Annotated in this window: 20 protein-coding genes; 12 read left to right on the top strand and 8 right to left on the bottom strand. The window is 69.8% G+C overall.

What is annotated here, in order from left to right; translation table 11 throughout:
- The first annotated feature begins 71 nt into the window (after positions 1-71).
- Genes metK through ahcY form a run of 5 tightly spaced genes read left to right on the top strand, consistent with a single transcriptional unit; the run spans position 72 to position 8,141 of the window.
- On the top strand, positions 72-1,292 hold the full coding sequence (metK, locus tag OHS70_RS03920) for a methionine adenosyltransferase (RefSeq protein ID WP_328393664.1): 1,221 nt from the start codon (positions 72-74) through the stop codon (positions 1,290-1,292).
- A gap of 34 nt (positions 1,293-1,326) precedes the next feature.
- A complete protein-coding gene (locus OHS70_RS03915) occupies positions 1,327-2,310 on the top strand; it encodes a carbohydrate kinase family protein (RefSeq protein WP_328405395.1) in 984 nt (327 codons plus the stop codon).
- Positions 2,307-5,804, top strand: coding sequence for a methionine synthase (metH, locus tag OHS70_RS03910; protein ID WP_328393662.1), 3,498 nt, complete (start codon positions 2,307-2,309; stop codon positions 5,802-5,804). Before OHS70_RS03915 ends, metH begins: the two co-directional genes overlap by 4 nt.
- 5 nt (positions 5,805-5,809) lie before the next feature.
- Positions 5,810-6,712 carry a methylenetetrahydrofolate reductase [NAD(P)H] gene (gene metF / locus OHS70_RS03905; protein WP_328405393.1) on the top strand — a complete coding sequence of 301 codons (903 nt, stop codon included), beginning with the start codon at positions 5,810-5,812 and terminating at the stop codon, positions 6,710-6,712.
- A complete protein-coding gene (gene ahcY, locus OHS70_RS03900) occupies positions 6,690-8,141 on the top strand; it encodes an adenosylhomocysteinase (protein WP_328393660.1) in 1,452 nt (483 codons plus the stop codon). The genes metF and ahcY overlap by 23 nt, the downstream gene beginning before the upstream one ends.
- A gap of 76 nt (positions 8,142-8,217) precedes the next feature.
- Here ahcY and OHS70_RS03895 read toward each other — a convergent pair whose 3' ends face one another.
- Genes OHS70_RS03895 through OHS70_RS03885 form a run of 3 tightly spaced genes read right to left on the bottom strand, consistent with a single transcriptional unit; the run spans position 8,218 to position 9,566 of the window.
- Positions 8,218-8,511: a hypothetical protein gene (locus OHS70_RS03895; protein ID WP_328393658.1), complete on the bottom strand. Its 294-nt coding sequence runs from the start codon at positions 8,509-8,511 to the stop codon at positions 8,218-8,220.
- 48 nt (positions 8,512-8,559) lie between these two features.
- Positions 8,560-9,099, bottom strand: a complete 540-nt coding sequence (locus OHS70_RS03890) for a hypothetical protein (RefSeq protein WP_328393656.1) — start codon at positions 9,097-9,099, stop codon at positions 8,560-8,562.
- Entirely contained in the window at positions 9,093-9,566 is a 474-nt protein-coding gene (locus tag OHS70_RS03885; protein WP_328393654.1) for an ATP-binding protein, read from the bottom strand. Before OHS70_RS03885 ends, OHS70_RS03890 begins: the two co-directional genes overlap by 7 nt.
- 125 nt (positions 9,567-9,691) lie before the next feature.
- Between OHS70_RS03885 and OHS70_RS03880 the strand changes: the two genes are divergently transcribed.
- A complete protein-coding gene (locus tag OHS70_RS03880) occupies positions 9,692-10,552 on the top strand; it encodes a helix-turn-helix domain-containing protein (RefSeq protein ID WP_328393652.1) in 861 nt (286 codons plus the stop codon).
- Positions 10,553-10,789 (top strand): DUF397 domain-containing protein, encoded by a 237-nt coding sequence (locus tag OHS70_RS03875; protein WP_328393650.1) that lies wholly within the window; start codon positions 10,553-10,555, stop codon positions 10,787-10,789.
- Here OHS70_RS03875 and OHS70_RS03870 read toward each other — a convergent pair.
- Complete coding sequence (locus OHS70_RS03870; protein ID WP_328393648.1) at positions 10,782-12,689, bottom strand: M64 family metallopeptidase; 1,908 nt, start codon at positions 12,687-12,689, stop codon at positions 10,782-10,784. The genes OHS70_RS03875 and OHS70_RS03870 overlap by 8 nt on opposite strands.
- A gap of 254 nt (positions 12,690-12,943) precedes the next feature.
- On the opposite strand from OHS70_RS03870, the gene OHS70_RS38980 reads away from it, so the two are divergent.
- Complete coding sequence (locus OHS70_RS38980; protein ID WP_443062556.1) at positions 12,944-13,159, top strand: hypothetical protein; 216 nt, start codon at positions 12,944-12,946, stop codon at positions 13,157-13,159.
- A gap of 324 nt (positions 13,160-13,483) precedes the next feature.
- Here the strand turns inward: OHS70_RS38980 and OHS70_RS03860 are convergent, their stop codons facing one another.
- Positions 13,484-14,083, bottom strand: a complete 600-nt coding sequence (locus OHS70_RS03860) for an NADPH-dependent FMN reductase (RefSeq protein WP_328393646.1) — start codon at positions 14,081-14,083, stop codon at positions 13,484-13,486.
- A 149-nt stretch (positions 14,084-14,232) separates the two neighbouring features.
- Here OHS70_RS03860 and OHS70_RS03855 point away from each other — a divergent pair, with 149 nt between their 5' ends.
- A complete protein-coding gene (locus tag OHS70_RS03855) occupies positions 14,233-15,087 on the top strand; it encodes a helix-turn-helix transcriptional regulator (RefSeq protein ID WP_328393644.1) in 855 nt (284 codons plus the stop codon).
- 37 nt (positions 15,088-15,124) lie between these two features.
- Here the strand turns inward: OHS70_RS03855 and OHS70_RS03850 are convergent, their stop codons facing one another.
- Together OHS70_RS03850 and OHS70_RS03845 are read right to left on the bottom strand one after the other, a co-directional pair.
- Positions 15,125-16,471 (bottom strand): 6-phospho-beta-glucosidase, encoded by a 1,347-nt coding sequence (locus tag OHS70_RS03850; RefSeq protein WP_328393642.1) that lies wholly within the window; start codon positions 16,469-16,471, stop codon positions 15,125-15,127.
- 30 nt (positions 16,472-16,501) lie between these two features.
- Positions 16,502-18,343 carry a hydroxysqualene dehydroxylase gene (locus OHS70_RS03845; protein WP_328393640.1) on the bottom strand — a complete coding sequence of 614 codons (1,842 nt, stop codon included), beginning with the start codon at positions 18,341-18,343 and terminating at the stop codon, positions 16,502-16,504.
- 116 nt (positions 18,344-18,459) lie between these two features.
- Here OHS70_RS03845 and OHS70_RS03840 point away from each other — a divergent pair, with 116 nt between their 5' ends.
- Together OHS70_RS03840 and OHS70_RS03835 are read left to right on the top strand one after the other, a co-directional pair.
- Positions 18,460-18,900: a YchJ family protein gene (locus OHS70_RS03840; RefSeq protein WP_328393638.1), complete on the top strand. Its 441-nt coding sequence runs from the start codon at positions 18,460-18,462 to the stop codon at positions 18,898-18,900.
- 127 nt (positions 18,901-19,027) lie between these two features.
- The gene (locus OHS70_RS03835; protein WP_328393636.1) at positions 19,028-19,381 is read left to right on the top strand and encodes a hypothetical protein; all 354 of its coding nucleotides are present in this window, start codon (positions 19,028-19,030) and stop codon (positions 19,379-19,381) included.
- Between the two features lie 64 nt (positions 19,382-19,445).
- On the opposite strand, the gene OHS70_RS03830 is transcribed toward OHS70_RS03835, so the two are convergent.
- Entirely contained in the window at positions 19,446-20,246 is an 801-nt protein-coding gene (locus OHS70_RS03830; RefSeq protein ID WP_328393634.1) for an alpha/beta fold hydrolase, read from the bottom strand.
- A 136-nt stretch (positions 20,247-20,382) separates the two neighbouring features.
- Here OHS70_RS03830 and OHS70_RS03825 point away from each other — a divergent pair, with 136 nt between their 5' ends.
- The gene (locus OHS70_RS03825; protein WP_328393632.1) at positions 20,383-20,961 is read left to right on the top strand and encodes a DUF6434 domain-containing protein; all 579 of its coding nucleotides are present in this window, start codon (positions 20,383-20,385) and stop codon (positions 20,959-20,961) included.

Here is a 20,961-nt window from a genome sequence, read left to right as displayed (position 1 = left end):
CCTGCAGCCGTCCCGCGCAGTCTGCCCGGAAGGACAAGCCCGGCAACTGCGTGCCGCACCCTGGAGGTTCCGTGTCCCTTCGTCTGTTCACCTCGGAGTCCGTGACCGAGGGTCACCCCGACAAGATCGCCGACCAGATCAGCGACGCTGTCCTCGACGCGCTGCTCACCCAGGACCCGAAGTCCAGGGTCGCGGTCGAGACACTGATCACCACCGGCCAGGTCCATGTGGCCGGTGAGGTCACCACCCAGGGATACGCCGAGATCCAGAGCCTGGTCCGCGAGACCGTGCTCAAGATCGGCTACGACTCGTCGGCGAAGGGCTTCGACGGCGCGTCCTGCGGCGTCTCGGTCTCCATCGGCGCCCAGTCGCCCGACATCGCCCAGGGTGTCGACACCGCCTACGAACAGCGTGTCGAGGGCGCCGGTGACGGTGTCGACGAGCTCGACCAGCAGGGCGCCGGCGACCAGGGCCTGATGTTCGGCTACGCCTGCGACGACACTCCCGAACTCATGCCGCTGCCCATCACCCTCGCCCACCGGCTCGCCCTGCGGCTGTCCGAGGTCCGCAAGAACGGGACCGTCCCGTATCTGCGCCCCGACGGCAAGACCCAGGTCACCATCGAGTACGACGGTGACAAGCCCGTGCGTCTCGACACGGTGGTCGTCTCCTCGCAGCACGCCCCGGGCATCGACCTGGACTCGCTGCTCATCCCCGACATCCGCGACTGCGTGGTGCAGCCGGTGCTCCAGCAGCTCGCCGAGGACGGCGTCCAGCTGCCCACCGAGGGCTACCGTCTGCTGGTGAACCCGACCGGCCGCTTCGAGATCGGCGGCCCGATGGGCGACGCCGGCCTCACCGGCCGCAAGATCATCATCGACACGTACGGCGGCATGGCCCGCCACGGCGGCGGCGCGTTCTCCGGCAAGGACCCGTCCAAGGTGGACCGCTCGGCCGCCTACGCCATGCGCTGGGTCGCCAAGAACGTGGTGGCCGCCGGTCTCGCCGCCCGCTGCGAGGTCCAGGTCGCGTACGCGATCGGCAAGGCCGAGCCCGTGGGTCTGTTCGTGGAGACCTTCGGCACCGAGACCGCGCCGGTCCCGCGCATCCAGTCGGCCATCAACCAGGTGTTCGACCTGCGCCCGGCCGCGATCATCCGCGACCTCGACCTGCTGCGCCCGATCTACTCCCGGACCGCGGCGTACGGCCACTTCGGCCGGAACCTCCCCGAGTTCACCTGGGAGACCACCGACCGCGCCGAGAAGCTGCGCCAGGCAGCCATCGCCGACTGACGGCAGCCGGACCGACGAAGGAGCAGTGACCGAAGTGCGCATAGCCGTAACTGGTTCGATCGCAACCGACCACCTGATGGTCTTCCCCGGCCGGTTCACCGAGCAGCTCATCGCCGGCAGCCTCGACAAGGTGTCACTCTCCTTCCTTGTCGAGGAACTCGAGATCCGCCGAGGCGGCGTGGCAGCGAACATCGCCTTCGGCCTCGGCCGGCTGGGCCTCGCCCCCTACCTCGTGGGTGCGGTGGGCACGGATTTCGCCGACTACCAGGTCTGGCTGAAGGAGAACGGTGTCGACACCGAATCCGTGCGCGTCAGCGAGTCGCTGCATACCGCCCGCTTCATGTGCACGACCGACGACGACCACAACCAGATCGGCTCCTTCTACACCGGAGCGATGAGCGAGGCCCGCCACATCGAGCTGCGGCCCGTGCATGAACGGGCGGGCGGGCTCGACCTGGTGGTGATCTCGCCGAACGATCCCGAGGCGATGGTGCGCCACACCCTCGAATGCGCGGACCTCGGTATTCCGATCGTCGCCGACCCCTCGCAGCAACTCGCCCGCATGGGCCGCGACGACGTGCGCGCCCTGCTCGACCGGCCGGCCTATCTGTTCACCAACGAGTACGAGAGCGTGCTCATCCAGGAGAAGACCGGCTGGACCGAACAGCAGATCCTGGGCCGGGTGGGCACCTGGGTGACCACCCGGGGCGCGGACGGGGTCCATGTGGAACGAGCGGGCCTGCGGCCGGTCGACGTCCCTGCCGTCGCGCCGGCCGGGACGATCGAACCCACCGGAGCAGGCGACGCGTTCCGAGCCGGATTCCTGGCGGCGACCGCCTGGAATCTCGGCCTGGAGCGTGCCGCTCAGCTCGGCAGCGCGCTCGCCACCACCGTGCTGGAGACCACGGGCACCCAGCCGGAGGAGCTGAACGGCTCCGATCTCCTGGAGCGCGTCCGCGGCGCCTACGGCGAAGGGCCGACGGCCGAACTGGCCCCGTACGTGACGGCAGCGACATGACCGGGACCCGGATCGAAGCCCTGCGTGAGGCGCTGGCCACCCGTGTGGTGGTGGCGGACGGTGCGATGGGCACGATGCTTCAGGCGCAGGATCCGACGCTGGAGGATTTCCAGGATCTCGAGGGCTGCAACGAGATCCTGAATGTGACGCGGCCGGACATCGTGCGGTCGGTGCATGCGGCCTATTTCGAGGTCGGGGTCGACTGTGTGGAGACGAACACGTTCGGTGCGAACTTCGCGGCGCTGGCGGAGTACGACATTGCGGAGCGGGTGTTCGAGCTGTCGGAGTCGGGTGCGCGGATCGCGCGTGAGGTGGCGGACGAGTTCACGGTCTCGACGGGCCGGCAGCGGTGGGTGCTGGGGTCGATGGGGCCGGGTACGAAGCTGCCGACGCTGGGGCATGCGCCGTATCTGACGTTGCGGGACGCGTATCAGCGCAATGCGGAGGGCATGATCGCGGGCGGTGCGGATGCGCTGCTGGTGGAGACGACGCAGGATCTGCTGCAGACCAAGGCGGCGGTGCTGGGGGCGCGGCGGGCTCTGGAGGCCGTCGGGGTGAGTGTTCCGGTGATCTGTTCGGTGACGGTGGAGACGACGGGCACGATGCTGCTCGGGTCGGAGATCGGTGCGGCGCTGACCGCGCTGGAGCCGCTGGGTATCGACATGATCGGTCTGAACTGCGCGACGGGCCCGGCGGAGATGAGCGAGCACCTGCGTTATCTGGCCCGCCACTCCCGTGTCCCGCTGTCCTGCATGCCCAACGCGGGCCTGCCGGTCCTGGGCAAGGACGGCGCGCACTATCCGCTGTCGGCGTCCGAGCTCGCGGATGCGCAGGAGACCTTTGCGCGCGAGTACGGGCTGTCGCTGGTCGGCGGCTGCTGCGGCACGACGCCGGAGCACCTGCGCCAGGTCGTCGAACGCGTGCGCGGCCTGGAGCCGCCGGTGCGTGAGCCGCGCCCGGAGCCGGGTGCCGCGTCGCTGTACCAGACGGTGCCGTTCCGTCAGGACACCTCCTACATGGCGATCGGTGAGCGGACGAACGCGAACGGGTCGAAGAAGTTCCGTGAGGCGATGCTGGAGGGCCGCTGGGACGACTGTGTGGAGATGGCGCGGGACCAGATCCGTGAGGGCGCCCACATGCTCGACCTGTGTGTGGACTATGTCGGCCGGGACGGTGTGGCGGACATGGAGGAGCTGGCGGGGCGTTTCGCGACCGCGTCGACGCTGCCGATCGTGCTGGACTCGACCGAAGTCGAGGTGCTGCGGGCCGGGTTGGAGAAGCTCGGCGGCCGGGCGGTCATCAACTCGGTCAACTACGAGGACGGCGACGGCCTCGAGTCCCGCTTCGCCAAGGTCACCAAGCTGGCGGTCGAACACGGCGCAGCGCTCATGGCTCTCACCATCGACGAGGAGGGACAGGCCCGCACGGTCGGGACGAAGGTCGCGATCGCCGAGCGTCTGATCGAGGACCTCACCGGCAACTGGGGGATCCACGAGTCCGACATCCTCATCGACACCCTGACGTTCACCATCTGCACGGGGCAGGAGGAGTCCCGCAAGGACGGTATCGCCACCATCGAGGCCATCCGTGAGCTGAAGCGCCGTCACCCGGACGTGCAGACGACGCTGGGCCTGTCCAACATCTCCTTCGGCCTCAACCCCGCGGCGCGGCTTGTGCTCAACTCTGTGTTCCTGGACGAGTGCGTGAAGGCCGGTCTGGACTCGGCGATCGTGCACGCCTCGAAGATCCTGCCGATCGCGCGACTGGACGAAGAGCCCGTCAAGGTCGCGATGGACCTGATCTACGACCGCCGGAGCGAGGGTTACGACCCGTTGCAGCGGTTCCTCGAACTCTTCGAGGGCGTCGACACGAAGTCGATGAAGGCCGGCAAGACGGAGGAGCTGCTGGCACTGCCGCTGGAGGAGCGGCTCAAGCGGCGGATCATCGACGGGGAGAAGAACGGTCTGGAGGCGGATCTGGACGAGGCGCTCCAGGACCGTCCGGCGCTGGAGATCGTCAACGACACGCTGCTGGAGGGCATGAAGGTCGTCGGTGAGCTGTTCGGCTCGGGTCAGATGCAGCTGCCGTTCGTGCTGCAGTCCGCCGAGGTGATGAAGAACGCGGTCGCCTACCTCGAGCCGCACATGGAGAAGTCCGATGCCGAGGGCAAGGGCACGATCGTGCTGGCCACGGTGCGCGGTGATGTGCACGACATCGGCAAGAACCTGGTCGACATCATCCTGTCGAACAACGGCTACAACGTGGTCAATCTGGGGATCAAGCAGCCGGTGTCCGCGATCGTGGAGGCGGCGCAGGAGCACCGGGCCGATGTGATCGGCATGTCGGGCCTGCTGGTGAAGTCCACGGTGATCATGAAGGAGAACCTGGAGGAGCTCAACCAGCGCTCGCTGGCCGCCGACTTCCCGGTCATCCTCGGCGGCGCGGCGCTCACCCGTGCCTATGTCGAGCAGGACCTCCACGAGATCTACCAGGGCGAGGTCCGCTACGCACGGGACGCGTTCGAGGGCCTGCGGCTGATGGACGCCCTCATCGCCGTCAAGCGCGGCGTCCCCGGCGCCACCCTCCCCGAACTCAAGCAGCGCCGCGTGCGGGCCACGTCCGACGCGGTGGTCGAGGAGCGCCCCGAAGAGGGAGCCGTACGCTCCGACGTCGCGATCGACAACCCGGTCCCCACCCCTCCGTTCTGGGGCACCCGGGTCGTCAAGGGCATCCAGCTCAAGGAGTACGCCTCCTGGCTCGACGAGGGCGCCCTGTTCAAGGGCCAGTGGGGCCTGAAGCAGTCCCGCGCCGGTGACGGCCCCTCGTACGAGGAGCTCGTGGAGTCGGAGGGCCGGCCGCGGCTGCGCGGCTGGCTGGACCGGCTGCACACCGAGAACCTGCTGGAGGCGGCCGTGGTCCACGGCTACTTCCCCTGCGTGTCCAAGGGCGACGACCTGATCATCCTGGGCGAGGACGGTTTGGAGAGGACCCGGTTCACCTTCCCCCGCCAGCAGCGGGGCAGAAGGCTCTGCCTGGCGGACTTCTTCCGCCCGGAGGAGTCCGGTGAGGCCGATGTCGTCGGCCTGCAGGTCGTCACCGTCGGCTCGAGGATCGGCGAGGCCACGGCCAAACTCTTCGAGGCCGACTCCTACCGCGACTACCTCGAACTGCACGGCCTGTCCGTCCAGTTGGCCGAGGCCCTCGCCGAGCACTGGCACGCCCGCGTGCGTACCGAACTCGGTATCTCGCAAGGGGATCCCGACTCGCTCGGCGGTATGTTCCGCACCGAGTACCAGGGGTGCCGCTACTCGCTCGGCTACCCCGCCTGCCCCGACCTCGAGGACCGGGCGAAGATCGCCGGCCTTCTGCGGCCCGAGCGCATCGGCGTCGAACTGTCCGAGGAGTTCCAGCTCCACCCCGAGCAGTCCACCGACGCGATCGTCCTCCACCACCCCGAGGCAAGCTACTTCAACGCGGGAGGTGCCCGCCCGTGACCAGCGTGCGCGATCTGCGTGATGTCCTGGCGGCGGGGGAGAGGACGTTCTCCTTCGAGTTCTTCCCGCCGAAGACCGACGCCGGCGAGGAGCGTCTGTGGGACGCCATCCGCCGGATCGAGGCCCTGGCACCGGCCTTCGTCTCGGTGACGTACGGCGCGGGCGGGTCGTCCCGGGACCGTACCGTCGCCGTGACGAAGAAGATCGCCACCCATACGACGCTCCGGCCGGTGGCCCATCTGACCGCCGTCGGCCACTCGACGGCCGAGCTGCGCCACATCGTCGGCCAGTACGCCGACGCCGGCATCCGCGACGTCCTGGCCCTGCGCGGCGACCCGCCGGGCGACCCTGGCGGACGGTGGGACCCTCACCCGCAGGGCTTCACCCACGCTCATGAACTCGTCTCACTCATCCGTGAGTTGGGGGACTTCAGTGTCGGTGTGGCCGCCTTCCCCGAGCGTCATCCGCGTTCGGCGGACTGGGAGAGCGACATCCGCCACTTCGTCGCCAAGTGCCGTGCGGGCGCCGACTACGCCATCACCCAGATGTTCTTCCGCGTCGAGGACTATCTGCGGCTGCGCGACCGGGTGGCGGCGGCCGGCTGCGACACGCCGATCATCCCGGAGATCATGCCCGCCACCGATGTGAAGCAGATCCGGCGCTTCGCCGACCTGTCCAACGCTGCCTTCCCCGACGGGCTCGCACGCAGGCTGGAGGCGGCCAGGCACCGGCCGGCCGACGGTCATCGCATCGGGGTCGAGTACGCCACCGTGATGGCCGAGCGGCTGCTGGCGGAAGGAGCCCCGGGGCTGCACTACATCACGCTCAACCGGTCCAACGCGACGCTCGAGATCCATCAGAACATCCAGAACTCAAGGAGTGCACATGCCCTCGCAGCCGACCGCTGACTTCACGGACTTCAAGGTCGCGGACCTTTCCCTGGCCGCCTTCGGCCGCAAGGAGATCACGCTCGCCGAGCACGAGATGCCCGGCCTGATGTCGATCCGCAAGGAGTACGCGGAGCGGCAGCCGCTCGCCGGCGCCCGGATCACCGGCTCCCTGCACATGACCGTGCAGACCGCGGTGCTCATCGAGACGCTGGTCGCGCTGGGCGCCCAGGTCCGCTGGGCGTCCTGCAACATCTTCTCCACCCAGGACCACGCCGCCGCCGCCATCGCGGTCGGCCCGAACGGCACCCCGGAGAACCCCCAGGGCGTCCCGGTCTTCGCCTGGAAGGGCGAGACGCTGGACGAGTACTGGTGGTGCACGGAGCAGGCGCTGACCTGGCCGAACACCCCGACCGGCGGCCCGAACATGATCCTGGACGACGGCGGCGACGCCACGCTCCTGGTCCACAAGGGCGTCGAGTTCGAGAAGGCGGGTGCGGTTCCCGACCCGTCGACGGCGGACAGCGATGAATTCCGTGTCGTACTGGAGCTGTTGGGCCGCTCCACCATCAACTGGTCCCAGCTCGCCTCCGGGATCCGCGGTGTGACGGAGGAGACCACGACGGGTGTGCACCGTCTGTACGAGATGCACCGTGACGGGACGCTGCTGTTCCCGGCGATCAACGTGAACGACGCGGTCACCAAGTCGAAGTTCGACAACAAGTACGGCTGCCGGCACTCGCTGATCGACGGCATCAACCGGGCGACGGACGTGCTGATCGGCGGCAAGACCGCGGTCGTGTGCGGTTACGGCGACGTGGGCAAGGGCTGTGCGGAGTCGTTGCGCGGCCAGGGTGCGCGGGTGATCGTCACCGAGATCGACCCGATCTGCGCGCTGCAGGCGGCGATGGACGGCTACCAGGTGACCACGCTGGACGAGGTCGTCGAGACGGCGGACATCTTCATCACCACGACCGGCAACAAGGACATCATCATGGCCTCGGACATGGCCAGGATGAAGCACCAGGCCATCGTCGGGAACATCGGCCACTTCGACAACGAGATCGACATGGCCGGTCTGGCGCAGCTGCCGGGCATCGTCAAGGACGAGGTCAAGCCGCAGGTCCACACCTGGACGTCCCCGGACGGCAAGGTGCTGATCGTGCTGTCCGAGGGCCGGCTGCTGAACCTGGGCAACGCGACCGGGCACCCGTCGTTCGTGATGTCCAACAGCTTCGCCGACCAGACCCTGGCGCAGATCGAGCTGTTCACGAAGCCGCAGGAGTACCCGACCGACGTGTACGTGCTGCCCAAGCACCTCGACGAGAAGGTCGCCCGGCTCCACCTCGACGCCCTCGGCGTCAAGCTGACCACCCTGCGCCCGGAGCAGGCGTCGTACATCGGCGTCGAGGTCGAGGGCCCGTACAAGCCCGACCACTACCGCTACTGACCGACCCGCACCATCCCAGAGACCAGGCCCCCGCCAATCCCCCGGGCGGGGGCCTGACCTGTGCCCCCGCACGCTGTCAGCGCATCGCGGCGATGGCCCACTCCGCGACGATCGCCACCGCGACGCCGACACCGAGCACCGCGGTGGCGACCTTTGTGCGCCCCACCCGGCTGAGTACCAGCGCGCTGCCCGACAGAATGAGTGCGATGCCGTAGAAGCCCAGGGTGAGCACGGAGTGCGTGCTGCCCAGCCGCAGCACCAGCGTGACCGCCACGGCGATCATGATGGCGGCGGAGAGCGCGATGCGGACGTGGCGCGCCTGACGTGGTGTGAGCCCCTGCCGCTCCGGGCCCGTATTGGCTTCTGACATGCCCGAAAGCCTATCCGTCGTACTGCGCCGCGGGGCGGCCAACCCCGATCATGGCCTGCCGGTCCCGACGCGGACCGGCCACAGCGGCGCTGTGCCCGTGAGCTGGCATGTCATGAGGTACAGCGGGATCGGCGGGGTGTACGGGCTGGAGTTGTCGGACGGGCCGACCAGCCGGGGGCTGGTCGCGGGTACCCGGGCCCCGCGGGCGTAGTGCGACGGCAGCGGCCAGGTCAGCCCCAGGTCGGAGCCCGCCGGCACGATCCACCACCACCAGTGGCTGTCGGCGAAGACGCAGCCGTTGCGCGGCAACCGCGCAAGAAGCCGGAATCCGTAGCGCGCGGGCACACCGACGGCGTCGCAGCCGAGCGTGACGGGGATCCCTGACGGGACGCGGAGCCGGGTGAGCCGGCTCTCACCGCTCCAGCTCGCAGCGAGCCTGCTTTCGAAGTCCCGCCTCGCGGCGTCCGTCCCCGTTCCGTCCCCCGCGCCGCCCTGGGGTTCCCGACGGTCCGGCGGTCGCGCGCCGGTGTGGTGCCCCTCGTCGTGGCGCCCGCTCCGGGTGAGAAACGCCGCCAGGCTTCTCAGCACGCCCATCCCGTCTCGCGGGAGAGCTCCGCCCAGACGATGCGGCCGGTGCCGTGTTCACAGTCGTGTGCTCCCCAGGCGCTGCTGACGGCCTCGACCAGCAGCAGGCCGCGCCCGCGCTCCTCCTCGGCGGCGATGCCCTCCTCGGCGTTGCGGCACACCCGCGGACCCGTGGTCGTCGACCCCTGGTCCTGCACGGTGATGCGCAACTGCGGCTCTCCATTGAGGAGTTCACAGGCCACCAGACTTCCGCCGGTGTGCACCACGGCGTTGGTGACGAGTTCGGATATGACGAGCAGCGCGGTGTCGTGCAGATCGCCGTGGATGCCCCAGTAGCGGAGCTGATCTCGCGCCAGTTTCCGTGCCTGTGAGACGAATTCGACGCGCGCCGGCAGCTCGAAGCCGTACCGGTTGAGGTCGGTTCCGGAGTGGGGGTCCAGGAGCTGGGCAGTGAGCGCGTCACGGTTCACGCCCCCACTCTCCCGCTGCATCAAGCACCTTGGCAAGAGCCACTTTGAAAAATGCAGAGTGGGCATATTCATCGTTGGGGTGCCGTGGCACACTGCTCGCAACAGAGCACGTGGGGAGGTCTCAAGTGAGTGAACCGCGGTCCGCCCCCACCGTGGGTCAGGTGGTTCTCGGCAAGCGCCTGCAGGATCTGCGGGAACGCGCAGGTCTCAGGCGCGAGGAAGCGGCCAAGGTGCTGCGCGTCGCCCCCGGCACCGTCCGCAGGATGGAGACGGCCGAGGTCGCGCTGAAGATTCCGTACGTGCAACTGCTGCTCGGCGTGTACGGGGTGCCCGACGAGGAGGCCCGCGGCTTTCTCGAGCTGGCCGAAGAGGCCAACAAGCCCGGATGGTGGCAGCGTTTCCATGACGTCCTGCCGGGCTGGTTCAGCATGTACGTCAGCCTGGAGGGTGCCGCAAGCCTCATCCGTGCGTATGAACCGCAGTTCGTGCCCGGTCTGCTGCAGACCGAGGACTACGCGCGGTCGATCATGCTCGGCGGAGCGATCGGCCACACCGAGACGGAGGAGATCGAACGTCATGTGGCCCTGCGGATGGAGCGGCAGAACCTGCTGACCCGTCCGGATGCGCCCAGATTCTGGGTGATCATGGACGAGACGGTGCTGCGCAGGCCCGTCGGCGGACCCGGCGTGATGACGGGCCAGATCGACAAACTGCTCCAGGGCGCCGAACTGCCTCATGTCACCTTGCAGATCGCGGAGTTCAAGACCGGTCACCATCCGGGCACCTACGGTCCCTTCGTGCTGTTCCGGTTCGCCATCCCCGAACTCCCCGACATGGTGTACAGCGAGTACCTGACCGGCGCCGTCTATCTGGACGCCCGCCCCGAGGTCGCCACGCACCTCGAGGTCATGGACCGTATGGCGGCCCAGGCTGCGACTGCGCAACGCACGAAGGAGATTCTCCGGGATCTCCGCAAGGAGCTGTGAATGGATCACATATACAACGGCATGCCCGCTGCTGAGCTGGGCGAGGAGGGCTGGCACAAACCGTGGAGCGGCGGCAACGGCGGCAACTGCGTCGAGGCCATGAGACTGGCCGACGGCCGGGTCGCCGTACGCCAGTCCGCCGACCCCGACGGCCCGGCGCTGATCTACACCTCCGGCGAGATCGCCGCCTTCATCCAGGGAGCGAAGTCCGGCAAGGCGGATTTCCTGGTCAACTGAGCTGCTGCCGCGGGGGGAGCAGTGTCACCAGGAATTTCTTCGCGGCCGAGACGTTCCCGGCGGAGTCGACGGTGCGGTACTCGATCGTGTGGGTGCCGTAGTCCGGCGTCGCGTCGTCCCAGGGCACCACGCGAGGTGTGCCGAGTTTGCCGTACACAAGGCCGTCGATCTCGGTGCCTCGCGGGGTGAAACGGTAGGGGGCGTCCGCGTCCGTCGGCCAGCCGTAGTACGTCTGCCAGCCGTCGCCGTCGACCCTGAACTGGCGGACCACATGGCCGCCGTGTTCGTCACGGGCGGTCAGCTCCATCGTGAAGGGGCCGTCGTACACGTACTCCACCGGCCTGCCGGGCCGGTGGACCGTGCGCAGCGGCTCGGAGAGTGCGTACGCGCTCCCGGCCGGGGAAGCGTCCACCGTCCAGGACAGCCGGGCGCCGGTGCCGGCGATCCGGGCGGTGAGCGTGTGCGTGCCGGGGCGCAGGCGCAGCGTGCCCAGGTCGAGGTCGCGGTCGTTGCCCGCATTGACGACCGGGCGGCCGTCGAGCGCCCAGCGGACCGACAGGTTCCGGGTGCTCGGATGGCTGGTGTCCGCGTGGACGACCGCGTCCGCACCCACCGGGGCCGAGGTGTCGGTGTGCCCGGTGAAGGCGGCGGTCACCTGGTCCGGCGGTGTGCCGACGGCAGTGTCCACCGTCCAGCTCACCGTCCGGGTCAGCGCGGATGACCCGCGGATCGCCGGGTCGCGGACGAACGGCGTGGGGTCGGTGACGGTTGCCGTCAGGCTGTGCGTCCCGGGCCGCAGGCGCAGTGCGCGCAGATCGACCGTCCGCGCACCGTCGGCATCGACGAGGCGGCGGCCGTCCAGCCGCCATACGACGTCGAGTTCACCGCCGACCGGATGCAGTGTGTCCACCCACACCGTCCGGTCGTCGCCGATCGGGAACGAGTTCGCAGTGTGGTCCTGCACCAGGTTCACCTTGGCCGATATCTTCTGCACCATCACTTCGCGCTCGACCTGGTCGAAGGCGTACCCGAGGGTCTTCATCAGCGAGTGCCTGCTCGGCCGCCACACCCCCTTGGTGGAGTACATCCCGCCCTCGTACCGGCCTATGACCCCGCCGGCCTCGCTCTTCTCGCCCAGCCAGCGCCACCACTTGGCCCGCTGCTGCCTCATCTCGTCCTCGGTGAGCAGCGTGTGATGCGCCGAGCCCGGCTCGCCGTCCGCGTGGACGCCGCCGGGCACACCGCGGGTGTAGTAGTCGTACTCGTCCTGGAGCTTGCCCAGCGAGTGCCCTATCTCGTGCGGGGTGATCAGCGAGGACAGCGCGTTGCCGCCCGACGCGGTCGCATAGGTGCCGCCCGCTCCGCCGTAAGTGCCGCTGTTGGCGAGCGCGACGATCTGCCGGTTCGCGCCCGCGGTGCCAGGTATCAGGTCCGCGAGCGCCGTCGCCGCCGCGCTGTCGACGCTGAGCAGGCGCTGCACGCTGTCCGCAGTGCAGCCGCCCCAGAAGCCCATGTTCAAAGGGGTGTCACGGCGTGGGTCGCCGAGTCCCGGGTCGCAGTCCACGCCGGACTCGGCCGACGGGACCTCCACCGCCCACACATTGATGTACGACCGGTAGGAGGCGAACGGCTCCGTCGACCAGAGCACATTGAGGTGGGTCTCGACATCCGCACGGAACTTGGGCAGTTCACCGGCCGTGTAGCCGTCGCCCAGCAGTACCAGGTTGAACCGCTTGTCGGCGGGGCCGGTGGTCTGCACCGGCACGACCGTCGCGGCCTCGGTCACCGGCGCATCGGCCCGGGCGGTCGGGGCGCCCGTGCCGAGGAGCAGCACGGCCAGGACGGCGCCCGCGGTGGCGAACAGACCGGCTCTGCGGATTCCCGCGACGGATGAGGTCATGGTGAGGGAGCGTAGTGATGAGGTCAACTCGTAGTAAAGACAGGGGAGTTGATGGTACGTCTCAGACGAGGCGTATCAGCCACCGCAGACCTGCCGGACTCGCTGCGAATAGCCGGTCGCCTTCGAGTTGGGGCGTTGGTGGCTTCCGTGCACGCTCCCGGATCCCCGGGGCACACCTGGCCGGCACACGCCCCCTGGTCCCCGGCACCTCCGGATCCGGCACCGCGGGCGCGGCGGGCTGCACGTTGCACACCGTGACGCTGCCCATCGCCTGCGTGGAAGGCCGGAGCAAGTCCGCCCGGTGGACCGGCGTACGCGTCCGCGATCTGCTGGAACGCGCCGGAGCGGCCCCCGGAACGGCCGTGCGGGTGGTGTCGCTGAGCGCCGCGCCCCAGGGGGCTGCCGCGCCGTGCGCCTGCCGGTGGGTGCGCCGTACCCTCCCCAAGCTCTCGCGCTTGACCGGGGGCTGATCGAGGGCTCCTGGGGTGTCGGTGTGGTTCTCGGGGGCGTTTGTCCGGGTGCTGGGAGGCTGGGTACTGAAGCCAGCCGTAACCCAGGCCCCCGACGGAGCACCGGCGCGGCACGCCTGGGGGGACGTGCTCGCGATCCTGTCGGAGGCCGGTCGGCACGAGCCACTCGATCCGGAGGACCTTGAGCGGCTCGCGCTCGCCGCGCACCTGATCGGCAAGGATTCCGAGAGCGACGAAGGCAGGGTTGGTGAACACGCGGCGCAGCCGTCCCCCTCGTCGCCCGTCACCCGGGGCGGGCCGCCGTCCGGCTGGGCACTTTCCTCCCTACAGCGCGAAGGGACGGTCCCGACGGGCGTCGTGCAGCACCGAGCCCCACCACTCCAGCTGGTCGAGCAGCACCTTCGCCGCGCCGTTCGGGCCCTGCGGCTCCACGAGGGTGCCGTCGGGAGCGAAGAGCTCGAAGTAGCGCGGGAAGGACACGTAGTCGCGCAGTGTGTGCGCATGCAGTTCGCCGAAGACCTGTCGCAGCTGCTCGATCGCGAGCAGACCACCGCTGCCGCCGCTGTAACCGACGAAACCGATCGGCTTGGCCTGCCACTCGGTGTAGTGCCAGTCGATCGCGGCCTTCAGCGAAGCGGGGAAGCTGCGGTTGTAGTCGGGAGTCACCACGACGATCGCGTCCGCCTCGCGGATCCGCCGCGTGAGGTCCGCCATGCCGTCCGGCCGCGGCAGATCGGGCTGCAGCGCCGGCGGTACAGGTGGCAGTTCCAACGGCAGCGGCGTGTCGGCGAGATCGACCAGGTGCGCCGTGAACCGGCCGTGCTGCTCGGCCTGTTCGACGAACCACTTCGCCACCACCGGGCCGAACCGGCCCTCCCGGACACTGCCGATGATCACTGCGAGATCGAGGGTTGCATCGGACATGGGTGTTCTCCTTGTCGGCATCGTGAACGTGCGGCCTTCGCACCGCACACCCGTCAACCTGCCGGTCGCGGCCGACCCGAGGAAGGCCGGGCCGAGGCTGGTAGTGGCAGGGCCACGATCCGCCCGGGCCCCGCTGTTACGGTCGACGGGTGAGCGACAACGAGCTGGGCCTGTTCCTGCGCACCCGCCGCGAGGCCGTCACCCCCGCCGAAGTCGGCCTGCCCACCGGCCCCCGCCGCCGTACGCCCGGGCTCCGCCGTTCCGAACTGGCCACGCTCGCCGGCGTCAGCGTCGAGTACGTGACCCGGCTCGAGCAGGGCCGCGACCGCCGGCCGTCCGCGCCCGTGCTTGCCGCTCTCGCCGACGCACTGCGGCTCACCCCCAGCGAACGCGTCCATCTGCACCGCATCACCAAGGCTGCGGAGGGAGGCTTCAGCTGCATGGGTGCCGCGATCCCGTCGCGTACGGTGCGGCCCACCGTGCGGGCCCTGATCGACAGCCTCGAGCCCGCACCCTCCGTCCTGCTCAACCGGCTCGGCGAGATCCTCGCCTGGACCGAGGGCTACGAACGTCTCGCACGGCCCATGGGCCTGCTGGACGGCACCCCGCCGAACCTGGCCCGCTTCGTCTTCCTCGACGAACGGGCCAAGGCCGCCTACCCCGACTGGGACCAGGTCGCCGACGAACAGGTCGCCGCGCTCAAGCAGGGTCCCTTCCGTGCGGATCAGCAAGTCGCGCTCCTCGCGGACGAGTTGACCGTCATGGCCGGGGCCGCCTTCGCCGACCGGGCGGAGGTCTTGCCCGGCCTGCCGAAGGCGAACGGGGTCACCCGGCTCGTCCACCCGCAGGCGGGTGAGCTGCGCCTGGCGTACGAAACCCTCGAACTGCCCGCGGACGACGATCAGCGCCTGGTCGTCCACCTCCCCGCCGACGACCTCACCGCCGCGGCCCTCGACCGTCTCCACGGTCGTCGGCCGGGAGTGCTGCGGGTCGTCTCCGGCTGACGGCCGCCGCTCGTCCGGCCTGATCCGACGACAGGACCTACGGCCGGGTCAGATAGGCGAGTCCGGGATGCTCGGCCCGGTATCCCTCCAGCAGCCGCCGTGCCACGCTCACGGAGTCGACCAGGGGGTGCAGCGCGAAGGCCTTGACCGCGCTCGCCCGCGAACCGCTCTCCGCCGCCGCGAGCACCTCACGCTCCACCGCCTTCACCGAGGCCACGAGACCCGCCGCGTGATACGGCAGCGGGTCGACCGTCACCGGGTGCGCGCCGTTCACGTCCACGAAGCAGGGCACCTCGATCACGGCCTGCGCGTCCAGCACGGCCAGCGTGCCCTGGTTGCGGACGTTGAGGATCAGCGTCGTGTGCTCGTCGCGCGCGATCGCACGCATGAGGGCCAGTGCCACCTTCTCGTAGCCGCCCGACTCCAGATCGTCCTCGTCCCGCTCGCCGGTCCCCGCCGCCTCGCGGTTGGCCGCCATGTATGTCGCCTCGCGCTCCGCGAGCGTGCGGTGCCAGGTCTCCAGCGGGGGTGTGCCGGGACGCCGCATCTCCTCGTAGAAACCGGCCTGTTGGGTCCGAAGGAACGCGCCGCGTGTCTGCTTCGCCTCCTGGTAGGCGCGTACCGTCTCGCGGTTGAAGTAGTAGTAGTGCAGATACTCGTTGGGCACCGCGCCCAGCGACCGCAGCCAATCCGGCCCGAAGAGCCTGCCCTCCTCGAACGAGCCCAGAGCGTCGGTGTCCGCCAGCAGCCGCGGCAGCTCGTCGCGACCGCCCACGCGTAGCCCGCGCAGCCAGCCGAGGTGGTTGAGGCCCACATAGTCGATCCAGGCCGTCGCCGGGTCGGCACCCAGCGCCCGCGCGACCCGCCGCCCGAGCCCGACGGGCGAGTCGCAGATGCCGATCACCCGGTCGCCCAGCACCCGGCTCATCGCCTCGGTGACCAGACCGGCCGGGTTGGTGAAGTTGATGACCCAGGCATCGGGGGCGAGCCCGGCGACCCGGCGCGCGATGTCCATGGCCACGGGGATCGTACGCAGCCCGTAGGCGATCCCGCCCGCGCCGACGGTCTCCTGCCCCAGCACGCCTTCGGCCAGGGCGACCCGTTCGTCGGCCGCGCGTCCTTCGAGACCGCCGACCCGGATCGCGGAGAACACGAAGTCCGCACCGCGCACGGCCTCGTCGAGGTCACGGGTCACCACGACCCGGGGCGCGTCCGGGTGCGCGGCGGCCTGTTCCGCGAGCACCCGGGCCACCGCGTCGAGCCGGTCCGCGTCCACGTCGTGCAGTGTGACCCGGGTGACGCGGCCCTCGCCGCGATCGGCGAGCAGCGCCCCGTACACGAGGGGCACGCGGAATCCGCCGCCGCCGAGAATCGTGAGCTTCATGCCGTTACGCTACTCGGCGGCCGGCGGCCCTCAGCCCAGATCGAGGGCGTTGCGCAGCCCCAGCCGGTAGCGGATGCGGTCGTGGCGCTTGAGGATCTCCAGCTCCGGGGCGCGGAACATCGGCGTGATCGTGCAGCGGGCCGCTGCCGAGCCGTCGCGGTCGAGAAGGGCGTTGACCGCGGCGCGCGCCGAGGCGTTGGCGCCCTCCATCGTCGCCAGGTCGATGTCGACGGACACGTAGTCGCCGGCCAGGAAGAAGTTGGGGATCGCGGTCGCCGCCTGCGGGCGGTTGTGGAAGGTGCCGACCGGGTGGATGAGCAGCTCGTCGTCGTTGGTGGGGTTCGGGGTGCCGAGGCCGTCGACGCCCGGGTCGAGATACCAGGAGTGCAGGGCGCCGTCCTTGAGCACGGTCTTGCCGGTGTCGTTGACGGCCGCTTTCAGCTGAGCCCACACCTCCCGCGCCACCTCGTTGCGGGTGCACTGCTTGGCGGTCTTGCCGTACAGGATCCCTGGCTGGTCCCATTCGGAGATGTCCACGGACAGGCAGTCCACCGCGACGCCGTCGCCGTAGTCGGCGGGGAAGTCCCTTTCCGGCCAGTGTCCGGCCTGCTGAATGGCCGTCAAGGCCCAAGGTGAGTCGATGCAGTTGAAATGTCCGTTCAGGAGCGGTGCCCGCTCGGTGAGATAGAACTGAATGCCCGTCATCCAGTCCGTCTCCAGCTTGTCGCAACGCCCGAGCTGCGGATCGGCCGCCCGCAGTGCCGGGCCCCAGGTCCGCCGCGCATGCTCGACGGGCATCGCGGAGACATAGTGGTCGGCGGTGACGGATGTGCGTGCACCCTGCGGGTCCTCGATCACCGCGGCGGTGACGCGCCCGGATCCGTACCTCACCTCCCGTACGGTCCAGCCGACGCGGAACTCCACGCCCCGAGCTCTCAGATGCTCCACCCACGGATCGATCCAGGCCTCGTTGGTCGGGGCGTTGAGGATCCGGTCCAGGGGCCCGTCGGCGCCGCGTCCGAGCGCGTTGAAGATGAAGGCTTCGAGGAGCGAGGCGACGGTGCGGGTGCTGGCCTCCTCGGCCTTGGTCGCCACGATGTTGCGGGTGACACCGACGGCGAGGATGCGCTGGTAGTCGTGGCTCATCTGCCCGGCCCTGACGAAGTCCCACCAGGGCTTGTACTCCCATGTCCCGTTGCGCCGTTCGTCACAGCTGGTGAAGAAGACCAGTACCCGCCCCACGAAGTACGCCGCCTCGTGGGGCGGGATGCCGCGCACGGTCTCCAGCAGGCCCGTGAGAGCCCGGCGGATGTCGTCGAGGGAAAGGTCGGCCGGCTTGTGTCCGGGCCAGGGGAGGGGGAGGCGCAGATCCTCACGCCCGGTGCGGGCGAACGACATCTCGGGCGGTGCCACCAGGTTGTCCCACACCCCGTTGGCGTTGCCGGGGAAGGGGATGCGGCGCATCGTGTCCGGCAGGTTGTGATAGATGCCGGGGATGAAGCGGAAGCCGTGCTCCGCGGGTAACGCGCGGCGTCCGCCCCTGGCGCTGTCCGGAACGTCCATGCTGCGGGCCTTGCCGCCCAGCGCCCGGCGCTCGTACACGGTGACCTCGAAACCGCGCTCGGCCAGCTCGTGCGCGGCGGTCAGCCCGGCGACGCCGCCGCCGAGCACGGCGACGGACCGGACACCACCGGCCGCGACGGACCGGACACCACCGGCCGCGACGGACCGGACACCACTGGCCGCGACGGACCGGACGCCTTCGGCCGCGGCAGCTGTGCCGGCCGCCCCTGCCGTGGCCAGCGCGGCACTGCCGCCGACCGCGGCCGTCCCCGCAATGAACGTACGTCGTGAGGTGCCCGACCGATCCATAACCGATCCCCTTACCCGACGGTAACTGGCGCGTCCGGCGCAGGAGCATACGGAGATCCCCCATGACCCGGAAGCGCTCTGTGGGCTCGTTCGCGCATTGGCTGGAAAATGGAGTCATGGCCCGACACATCTCACGTCCCAAGCGGACTGCCGCTCCCGCTCTCACCGCGGACTCGCCCTGCCCGTGCGGGCTTCCCGCGACCTACGGGGAGTGCTGCGGCCGCTTCCACAGCGGCGAGGAGTCCGCCCCCACCGCCGAGCACCTGATGCGCTCCCGCTACAGCGCCTTCGCCGTCCAGGACGCGGCGTATCTGCTGCGCACCTGGCATGCGTCGACCCGGCCCCGGCATCTGGAGCTGGACCCGGCGATGCACTGGGCGAGCCTGGAGATCGAGGAGACGACGGACGGAAGCGCGTTCCACGTGAAGGGCACGGTCACCTTCCGTGCGCGCTACCGGCACCACGGCAAGCGCGGCGAACTGTACGAGCGCAGCAACTTCCAGCGGCAGAACGGGATGTGGGTGTACGTGGACGGCACGTTCATCGACGGCACCTGAGGGCCGGGGCGCCGGCGCTCAAGGCCGGCTGCGACGTTCCGGCGGAAACCGGATGGACCACGGTGCGCGGCACGGATACCGTCCTGTCTTCCGACCAGTCAGCCGCATCCGCCGGAGAACGATCCCGATGACCAGCCGTCCCGCAACGACCACCCTCTGGCGCCCGACCGGCCCCAAGGAGCTCGAGCTGGTACGGGAGTTGGAGTTCCGCGCCTGGCCACCGAGGCTGCCGGAGCAGCCGATCTTCTACCCGGTTCTCGACGAGGAGTACGCGATCACGATCGCGCGCGACTGGAACGTGAAGCACGACGGGGCCGGCTTCGTCACCCGCTTCCAGGTCGAGTCCGGGTTCCTGTCCCGGTACCCGGTGCAGCAGGCCGGCGGGCGGACCATCCTCGAACTGTGGATTCCCGCCGAGGAGCTCGACGACTTCAACGCGCACATCGTCGGGACGATCGAGGTCGTCCACGAGTTCCACTGAGACCACCGGGCCTCGCCGGGCGACGTAGCACGGACCGCTCGTCCGGCGATCCGAACGATGCGGCTCAGTCCAGGACCACCCGCGCGATCAGTTCGGCGACCCTTGCCGGCTGATCCGTCATCACCATGTGGCCCGCGTCGGGCACGGTGACCATGGTCACGCGGGTCATGGCGGCGAGCTCGTCGTGCTCCTCGTCGGTCAGCCCGATCTCGTCGCGGTCGCCGCGTACGACCCATGCCCGCGCGCCCGACTCGCGCAGCCGGGGGACCAGTGATCCATGGCGGTCCAGATAGTCGAAGTAGTGCCGGACGATCTTGCGGCAGACCGGCGGGTCGTTCTTCTTCAGCTCGGCGATCAGCTCGTCACGACTGTCCCCGGGCAGGCTCTCCGCCATCGCGTGCGGTGTCATGTGCACCATCGCGGACCAGGCCAGGGCCCCGATTCCGGGCACTCGGCCGAGGCGGTCGGCGACCTCGAGCTCCTTGAACTCGTCCGGACGCGAGAACGTCGGGGACAGCAGGACGACAGGGCCCGTGAAGTGTCCGCCGGCGGCCATCTCCAGGGCGATGTTGGCGCCGAGGCTGTGGCCGACCACGGCATCGCATCCGCGCTGCGCGGCGAGAGCGCCGTAGAGCGCCGCATAGGTCTCCATGCGCGGATCCTGTGGGGCAGGGGTGCCCGCGAAGCCGGGGATCGTCACCGCGGCCAGCCGCACCGGCGCCCCGGCGAGTGCCGGTGCGCCCATCAGGCCGTCATAGAACGCCGTGCTGAGCATCGCACCCGGCAGCAGCAGCACGGTGTGCGGGGCGTCGGCGGGCCCCGACTCGTGGATCTGCCATGCGTGGAACTCCTCGGTACCGCTCACGACCGGACCTCCGTCTACGCCTGCGGCCGGCCCACAGTGTGGCGCGCCGGCGGCCGCGCTCCGGCGACCCTGACCCGAACGCGGCATGTCACGGCGTGGGCGTGTGCCTGCCCAGTGAATGAGTAAGAATGGGAACGTGAGTACGAATATGGGGGAGTCCCGCCCGCCTTTGAACGCGGCCATGACGGGGTCCGAGTTGCTGCGCTGGTACTGGACGCTGGCCGAACTGACGGGGCTGGCCCGGTCGACGGGCGTTTCGACCGCAGGCGGGAAGGCGGAACTGACCGCTCGCCTGGCCGCCGCCCTCGACGGGGCGCCGCCGTCGGCCGAGGTGCTGCCCGCGCCCGCCCGCCGCTCCCGGGCTGTCCCGCAGCTTGCCGCGCCGGTGGCCGCCGGCACGGTGATCCCGGAGGGGCAGCGGTGCAGCCAGGTGCTCCGCGCCTTCTTCGCCGCCCGGATCGGTCCGGCGTTCCGCTTCGACGCCTTCATGCGCGCGTTCATCGCCGAGAGCGCGGGCCGGACGCTCGGTGACGCCGTACAGCACTGGTACGACACGCGGGAGGAGGCGGCGAGGCCTCAGGAAGTCGGCGCCCAGTTCGAGTTCAACCGCTTTCTGCGGTCCTGGCATGCCGAGCATCCGTCGGGCACTCGCGCCGAGGCGCTGAACGCCTGGCGGGTGCACCGGGCGACGCCGAAGGGCAGGGCCGGGCCGTGA

Source organism: Streptomyces sp. NBC_00390, from assembly GCF_036057275.1.
GTDB lineage: Bacteria > Actinomycetota > Actinomycetes > Streptomycetales > Streptomycetaceae > Streptomyces.
The sequence above is the reverse complement of the archived record's forward strand: the minus strand, read 5'-3'. Positions and strand labels throughout refer to the sequence as shown.

What these genes read in the sequence shown, in the direction of transcription:
- metH (WP_328393662.1), top strand. Translation starts at nt 2,307, where the DNA reads ATGACCGGGACCCGGATCGAAGCCCTGCGTGAGGCGCTGGCCACCCGT.
- ahcY (WP_328393660.1), top strand. Translation starts at nt 6,690, where the DNA reads ATGCCCTCGCAGCCGACCGCTGACTTCACGGACTTCAAGGTCGCGGAC.
- OHS70_RS03895 (WP_328393658.1), bottom strand. Translation starts at nt 8,511, where the DNA reads ATGTCAGAAGCCAATACGGGCCCGGAGCGGCAGGGGCTCACACCACGT.
- OHS70_RS03875 (WP_328393650.1), top strand. Translation starts at nt 10,553, where the DNA reads ATGGATCACATATACAACGGCATGCCCGCTGCTGAGCTGGGCGAGGAG.
- OHS70_RS03870 (WP_328393648.1), bottom strand. Translation starts at nt 12,689, where the DNA reads ATGACCTCATCCGTCGCGGGAATCCGCAGAGCCGGTCTGTTCGCCACC.
- OHS70_RS03860 (WP_328393646.1), bottom strand. Translation starts at nt 14,083, where the DNA reads ATGTCCGATGCAACCCTCGATCTCGCAGTGATCATCGGCAGTGTCCGG.
- OHS70_RS03850 (WP_328393642.1), bottom strand. Translation starts at nt 16,471, where the DNA reads ATGAAGCTCACGATTCTCGGCGGCGGCGGATTCCGCGTGCCCCTCGTG.
- OHS70_RS03845 (WP_328393640.1), bottom strand. Translation starts at nt 18,343, where the DNA reads ATGGATCGGTCGGGCACCTCACGACGTACGTTCATTGCGGGGACGGCC.
- OHS70_RS03840 (WP_328393638.1), top strand. Translation starts at nt 18,460, where the DNA reads ATGGCCCGACACATCTCACGTCCCAAGCGGACTGCCGCTCCCGCTCTC.
- OHS70_RS03835 (WP_328393636.1), top strand. Translation starts at nt 19,028, where the DNA reads ATGACCAGCCGTCCCGCAACGACCACCCTCTGGCGCCCGACCGGCCCC.